This is a genomic window from Rhizobacter sp. P3_B12, assembly GCF_056402895.1.
In genome coordinates this window covers 1-6,719 of record NZ_JBFUGN010000276.1, presented here as the reverse complement: position 1 = coordinate 6,719, position 6,719 = coordinate 1, and the positions used below count along the sequence as shown (strand labels likewise).

The following is a 6,719-nucleotide window of genomic DNA, read 5'->3' as shown; positions in this document are numbered from 1 at the left end:
CCGGGCCGCTCCCAAGCCGGCCCGCGTCCCCTCGGGGGACCGCCCGGCGTACTCGACGGGCGAGGGGTTGTCATTGCTAGCGGTCCAGCCGCAGCACGGCCGACGGCGTGGCCGCATCCCCCAGCATGAACAGCGTGTAGACCCCCGGCGTCAGCAGCGCCACGTTGCCGGTGTACAGCGCACTCGACGAGGTGGCCGAGTCGACCTCGAGCGGCGTCGGGCTCGCGGTGGTGCTGTTGATCACCTGGGTCGCGTCGCCGGCGGTGCCGAACGCGATGTTCGAGCTCTTGGTCAGCACGCCGTTGTTGGCCTGCAGCGTCAGCGCCGAGTTCAGGCCGTTCACGCCGTTGATCAGCCGCAGCTTCACGTACCCGCTGGTCAGCGCCGGGCTGTTGTCGTCGCTGATCAGCGCGACCTGCGGGGCTGCGGCGCTGCCCAGCACCAGCAGCGTCAGGTCGGCGCCGGGCGCGGCAGTCAGGCCGCTCGGGCTCACGTCGGTGCCGTTGATCGACACGCTGGTCGCGAGCGCGCCGGCCGGCACCTGCAGGTAGCTGCCGATCGCCGGCGGCTTGCCGGTGGAGACGGTGCCGCTGGACAGGTTGATGCCGTTGACGGTGGCCGCCACGGTGCCCGAGGCCGACGCGCCGGCCACCAGCCGCACGCGCGCAAAGCCGTTCACCTGCGCCTGCAGCGGGCCCTGCTGGTTGATCAGCAGGCCGTTGACCAGCACGCCGCCCGGCGTGGAGGTCAGCACCAGCGTCAGGATCTGCTGGTCGGTCAGCGTGACCGACGGGATGTCCAGCCGCAGGTCGGTCTTGTCGCCGGCGGCGGTGACGCGGATCCGGTAGGTGCCGGCGGTGATCTCGCCGTAGCTCGAGAAGCGCTCCCCGCCGATGGTCGGCGCATTCGCGGTGGCGTTGGTCAGCGTGTCGGTCGGCGTGGTGACGTACACGTCGACGTTGCCGGCCTCGTACGAGGTGTTGAAGACGCGGAACTTCGCGGTGCCCGAGGTCGGCGCCGCCTCGTTGTCGCTCAGGTAGCGGGTGCGCAGGCTGCCGGACGTGTTGTAGGCGACCAGCGTGTTGTGCACGCCGTCGCTGACCGATTGCACGGCGGACGCCACCGCGGTGCTCGAGCCGGCGGGCTTCAGGTAGAAGGTGTAGGCGCCCGAGCCGATCGTCGCGTAGTCGCCGACGGTGTTGGTGGCCACCGCCGCGTTGGCCTTCGTGTCGTTGTCGTACAGGTCCAGCGACGCGTAGGTGGAGGTGGCATTGACGAGGCGGACGTAGCCCGGGCCGTCGTCGCTGCTGCCGCCGCAGCCGGTCAACAAGAGGGGCGCGGCCGCCACGGCCGCGAGCAGGGGCGCGAACAATCTCAGCTTCACAGGTTTTCCTTTGGATCGAGGGGACGGCGGCGTCCGCCCGCAGGTGCGGGCGCGGCGCTGCCGCACCGGTCGATTCAAGCGAAACCGTGTTGCGCGCAGGTTGCGTCTTCGTGGGGGCGGGTGTCGCCGCGTGTCGGGTCTGACACACGCCGGCGATGCCGCTACATCAAAAGATGTTCCCCCGCGTTGTCCCCACCCAGGATCACGTAGTTCACCTTGCGGATGTCGGCCAGCCGCGTACCCCCGGCGTAGCTGATCGAGCTCTGCACGTCCTCGCGCATCTCGCGCAGCGTGTCGGCCAGCTTGCCCTTCACCGGCTCGAGGATGCGCTTGCCCTCGACGTGCTTGTATTCGCCCTTGTTGAAGTCGCTGGCCGAGCCGTAGTACTCCTTGAAGAGCTTGCCATCGGCCTCGACCGTCTTGCCGGGCGATTCCTCGTGGCCGGCGAACAGCGAGCCGATCATCACCATCGCGGCGCCGAAGCGCACGCTCTTCGCGATGTCGCCATGGTCGCGGATGCCGCCGTCGGCAATGATCGGCTTGGTCGCGACGCGGGCACACCACTTCAGCGCGCTCAGCTGCCAGCCGCCGGTGCCGAAGCCGGTCTTCAGCCGCGTGATGCAGACCTTGCCCGGGCCGATGCCGACCTTGGTCGCGTCGGCGCCCCAGTTCTCCAGGTCGATCACCGCCTCGGGCGTGCCGACGTTGCCGGCGATGATGAAAGTCTTCGGCAGGCGCTGGCGGATGTGGTCGATCATCTTGCGCACGCTCTCGGCATGGCCGTGCGCGATGTCGATGGTGATGTAGTCGGCGCCGACGCCGTCGGCCGCGAGCCGGTCGATGACCGCGTAGTCGTCGGCCTTCACGCCCGAGCTGATCGAGACGAACAGGCCGCGCTCGCGCATGCGCTTCGCGTACGCGACGTTGTCGAGGTCGAAGCGGTGCATCACGTAGAAGTAGCCGTTGGCGGCCAGCCACTGCGTGATCGGCTCGTCGACCACCGTCTTCATGTTGGCCGGCACCACCGGCAGCTTGAACGTGCGGCCACCGAGTTCGGTCGAGGCATCGCATTCGGCGCGGCTCTCGACGCGGCACTTGCGCGGCAGCAGCAGGACGTTGTCGTAGTCGAAGATTTCCATGGTCAGGCTCCAAAGGGTGGGGAAGAGCGCTTGACTTGGAACCCGGCCGCCCGGCAGAAGGCCTCGAAGCAATGCGAGGGCGCCGAAACGAAAAACCGGGCGCCAAAATTTGGGCCCGGTGACGAATTCTACGCGGCGGGGCTTGCCCCCTCGGCCGGCCCTGTTTCTGGCCTCCCGGCTGTCGGATGGCGCGCCTTGCCGATGAACTGCGGCGCGAACCGGTTCAGCAGCGCCACCAACGGCACGCACGCGAGCAGCGACACCGCGCTGATCGCCACCGCATACGCCGTGACGGCCCCCGGCGTGTCGGCCAGCAAGAGGCTCTCGGCCAGCTTCGGGTTGAAGAAGTGGAAGAACACGCCGTTCAGGCCCATCAGCGGCAGGCTGTTGCGGCCGATCCACGCCGCCACCCGCGTGGCCGGCAGCAGCATCGCGAGGCCGAGTACCGCCAGCGTGCCGGCCAGCGCGCTGAACGCGAAGCCGAACGCGTCGCCATGCTGTGCCGCCGCCATCATCACCGCCTGCGCATCGTGCGGGTGGTTCAGCCGGTAGGTCGCGAGCAGCGCGCTGGTGCAGGCGAGCGTCACCAGCAAGGCCATGCCGCGGTGCGTGGCGAGCTGCTGCAGGAAGGGCCGCAGCACCTGCCCGATCGTGTAGAAGCCGAGCGCGACGATCGCCTCGCGCACGAACCAGGTGCGGCTGACCTGCGCGACCCAGCCGCCCAGCGCGTCGCCGTGGTTGCACAGGAACACGCCGCCGGCGATGCAGGCGGCCGCGAACACCAGCTGCGCCGCCACATGCCGAAGCCGCGGCAACACCACCAGCGCCATCGCCTCGCAGACGAACATGCAGACGAGGAACCAGGTCACCCAGTTCAGCTCCGGCATGCCGCGCAGGTAGGCGGCGCCCAGCGGCTGCGCGTAGTACCACCACGCGAAGTGGTGCTTCACCGCGCTGAGCGACCACAGCGGCAGCAGCAGCAGCCCGAAGAACAGCACCGGCACCAGGCGCAGCCGGGCCAGCGTGCGCAGGCGCGGCAGCAGCGCGGCGACCGGGTGGAAGAACAGCCCGGCCAGCACGAAGAACAGCGGCATGTGGAAGGCGTAGATCAACCGCAGCTGGTCGACGGCCGACGCGTTGTCGCCGGCACGGCTTTGCACCACGTGCCCGTAGAACATCAGCACGATGCCCACCGCCTTCGCGGTGTCGACCCACGGCAGGCGCTGCGGGCCGCGCGGGGTGGCGAAGCCTGAATCCATGTCGGATCGTAGGAAACGCCCCCGGCAACGTCCATCCCTACAATCGACGGATGCATGACGACGGCYCCAGCGAGCACCTCTCTCCCCAGCGCGACCCCGGTGCCGACGGCCGCCTCCTCGACAACCTGAACCCCGAGCAGCTCGCCGCGGTGACGCTGCCGGCACGCCCGGCGCTGATCCTGGCGGGCGCCGGCTCCGGCAAGACGCGCGTGCTGACCACGCGCATCGCGTGGCTGATCCAGACCGGCCAGCTGACGCCCGGCGGCGTGATGGCGGTGACCTTCACCAACAAGGCCGCGAAGGAGATGCTGACGCGGCTCGGCGCGATGCTGCCGGTGCCGGTGCGCGGCATGTGGATCGGCACCTTCCACGGGCTGTGCAACCGCTTCCTGCGCGCGCACTGGAAGCTCGCCGCGCTGCCGCAGGGCTTCCAGATCCTCGATTCGGCCGACCAGCTGTCGGCCGTCAAGCGGGTCATCAAGGCGATGAACCTCGACGAGGAACGCTTCGTGCCGAAGCAGGTCACCTGGTTCATCGCCGGTGCCAAGGAAGAAGGGCGCCGCCCGAAGGACGTCGAGCAGCGCGACGAGCAGGAGCGCACGCTGGTGCGCGTGTACGAGGCCTACGAGGCGCAGTGCCAGCGCGAGGGCGTGGTCGATTTCGCCGAGCTGATGCTGCGCACCTACGAGCTGATGCGCGACAACGCACCGCTGCGCGAGCACTACCAGCGGCGCTTCCGGCACATCCTGGTCGACGAGTTCCAGGACACCAACAAGCTGCAGTACGCCTGGCTGAAGATGTTCGCCGGCCCGCACGCCGCGGTGCTGGCAGTCGGCGACGACGACCAGAGCATCTACGCCTTCCGCGGCGCGCAGGTCGGCAACATGGCCGATTTCGAGCGCGAGTTCCACGTCGAGCAGGTGATCAAGCTGGAGCGCAACTACCGCTCGTTCGGCAACATCCTCGACGCGGCCAACGAGCTGATCTCGCGCAACTCGCGGCGGCTCGGCAAGAACCTGCGCACCGAGGCGGGCCCCGGCGAGCCGGTGCGCGTCTACGAGGCCACCAGCGATTTTGCCGAGGCGCAGTGGTTCGTCGACGAGGCGCGCCAGCTGCACCGCGACGGCATCGCGCGCCGCGACATCGCCATCTTGTACCGCAGCAACGCGCAGAGCCGGGTCATCGAGAGCGCGCTGTTCAATGCCGCCATTCCGTACAAGGTGTACGGGGGCTTGCGCTTCTTCGAGCGCGCCGAGGTCAAGCATGCACTGAGCTACCTGCGCCTGATCGAGAACTCGAACGACGACACCAGCTTCCTGCGCGTCGTCAACTTCCCGACGCGCGGCATCGGCGCGCGCTCGATCGAGCAGCTGCAGGATGCGGCGCGCCAGAGCGGGCGCAGCCTGTACCAGAGCGTCGGTGCGCTGAGCGGCAAGGCGGGCGGCAACCTGCAGGCCTTCACCGCGCTGGTCGACGCGATGCGCGAGGCGACGCGCGGGCAGACGCTGCGCGAGATCATCGAGCACATGCTGCATGCCTCGGGCCTGATCGATTTCTACAAGACCGACAAGGAAGGCAAGGACCGGCTCGAGAACCTCGACGAACTGGTCAACGCGGCCGAGGCCTTCGTCACGCAGGAGGGCTTCGGCAAGAACGCGGTGGCGCTGCCGGTCGACGAGCACGGCGGCGCCGAGACGATCGCGGCGCTCGAGCAGACGCCCGATGCCGAGACCGGCGAGATCATGTCGCCGCTCGCCGCCTTCCTGACGCATGCCTCGCTGGAGGCCGGCGACAACCAGGCGCAGGCCGGGCAGGATGCGCTGCAGCTGATGACGGTGCACTCGGCCAAGGGGCTGGAGTTCGATGCGGTCTTCATCACCGGGCTGGAGGAGGGGCTGTTCCCGCACGAGAACAGCGTGTCCGACATCGACGGGCTCGAGGAAGAGCGGCGGTTGATGTACGTCGCGATCACGCGCGCGCGCAAGCGGCTGTACCTGAGCTTCAGCCAGACGCGCATGCTGCACGGGCAGACGCGCTACAACGTCAAGAGCCGCTTCTTCGACGAGCTGCCCGAGGCGGCGCTGAAATGGATCACGCCGCGCAACCAGGGCTTCGGCTCGGGCTTTGCGCGCGAGTACCAGGCGGCCTGGGCCCGCGGCTCGGGGCTGAACTCGATCGTCGGCGCCGGGCGGGTCGAGCCGCGGCCGCAGTCGGTGGCGCAGCCGGGCGGGCCGAAGACCACCTCCAGCCACGGGCTGCGCACCGGGCAGGGCGTGTTCCACACCAAGTTCGGCGAAGGTGTGATCGTGACGCTGGAAGGCGCCGGCGACGATGCGCGGGCGCAGATCAACTTCGGCCGGCACGGCATGAAGTGGCTGGCCTTGTCGGTGGCGAAGCTGACGCCGGTGAACTGAAAACCCCCGCTCATGGTGAACCCCGAGGCGGCTGCCAGCCGATCGGGCCGGCGGTCGTCCCATCACTCAGGTTCTTCCCGCGATTCCGTCGTGGCGCCGGCCCTGACAGCGCTTGCAAACGCCCGCAGCGCCGAGCGCCCGCATAAGCGTCTCTTATCCCGCCGATCAGCATTCGTCGTTTGATAGGCGCTTTCACACTCCGTAGAGTCCCGCCCCACCACCAGGAGGCAAGCATGCAGGGACGCAACGCAGTGAGATTCTTCATCGTCGCGTGGGCGACGGCAGCGGGCGCCTTGCTCGGCGGCTGCGGCGGGAGCGGCGGGAACAGCGACGGCGACAGCGGCGGCACGGCCTCGGCGCCACGCAGCGCGACCGCATCGGCCGGTGCGCCGGAGAAGGCCGCCGCCGCGGCGGCGACGACACCGTGGAGCCAGTACATGCTGTCCCCGTCGTCGCGCACGCTGGCTCCGGTCGCGGTCTTCAAGACCGTCGGCACGGTGCAGAACCCCGGCAACCTGCTGAC

The 6,719-nt window shown here is 69.2% G+C and carries 4 protein-coding genes and 1 pseudogene; 2 read left to right on the top strand and 3 right to left on the bottom strand.

Annotation, left to right across the window (positions count from 1 at the left end; translation table 11 throughout):
• Window positions 1-76 precede the first annotated feature (76 nt).
• The 3 genes from AC1D01_RS15810 to AC1D01_RS15800 form a co-directional block, all read right to left on the bottom strand.
• Window positions 77-1,384, bottom strand: a complete 1,308-nt coding sequence (locus AC1D01_RS15810) for a DUF4397 domain-containing protein (RefSeq protein ID WP_477867816.1) — start codon at window positions 1,382-1,384, stop codon at window positions 77-79.
• A gap of 161 nt (window positions 1,385-1,545) precedes the next feature.
• A complete protein-coding gene (locus tag AC1D01_RS15805; protein ID WP_477867814.1) occupies window positions 1,546-2,523 on the bottom strand; it encodes a GMP reductase in 978 nt (325 codons plus the stop codon).
• Window positions 2,524-2,651: 128 nt separating this feature from the next.
• Complete coding sequence (locus tag AC1D01_RS15800) at window positions 2,652-3,782, bottom strand: acyltransferase family protein (protein ID WP_477867812.1); 1,131 nt, start codon at window positions 3,780-3,782, stop codon at window positions 2,652-2,654.
• 50 nt (window positions 3,783-3,832) lie between these two features.
• Here AC1D01_RS15800 and AC1D01_RS15795 point away from each other — a divergent pair, with 50 nt between their 5' ends.
• Window positions 3,833-6,196, top strand: a complete 2,364-nt coding sequence (locus AC1D01_RS15795; protein ID WP_477867810.1) for a UvrD-helicase domain-containing protein — start codon at window positions 3,833-3,835, stop codon at window positions 6,194-6,196.
• Between the two features lie 233 nt (window positions 6,197-6,429).
• A pseudogene (locus AC1D01_RS15790) lies at window positions 6,430-6,719 on the top strand (hypothetical protein); the annotation flags it as partial.

Bases quoted from the DNA above. Each gene is read 5' to 3' on its own strand.
- AC1D01_RS15805 (WP_477867814.1), bottom strand. From the start codon at position 2,523: ATGGAAATCTTCGACTACGACAACGTCCTGCTGCTGCCGCGCAAGTGC.
- AC1D01_RS15800 (WP_477867812.1), bottom strand. From the start codon at position 3,782: ATGGATTCAGGCTTCGCCACCCCGCGCGGCCCGCAGCGCCTGCCGTGG.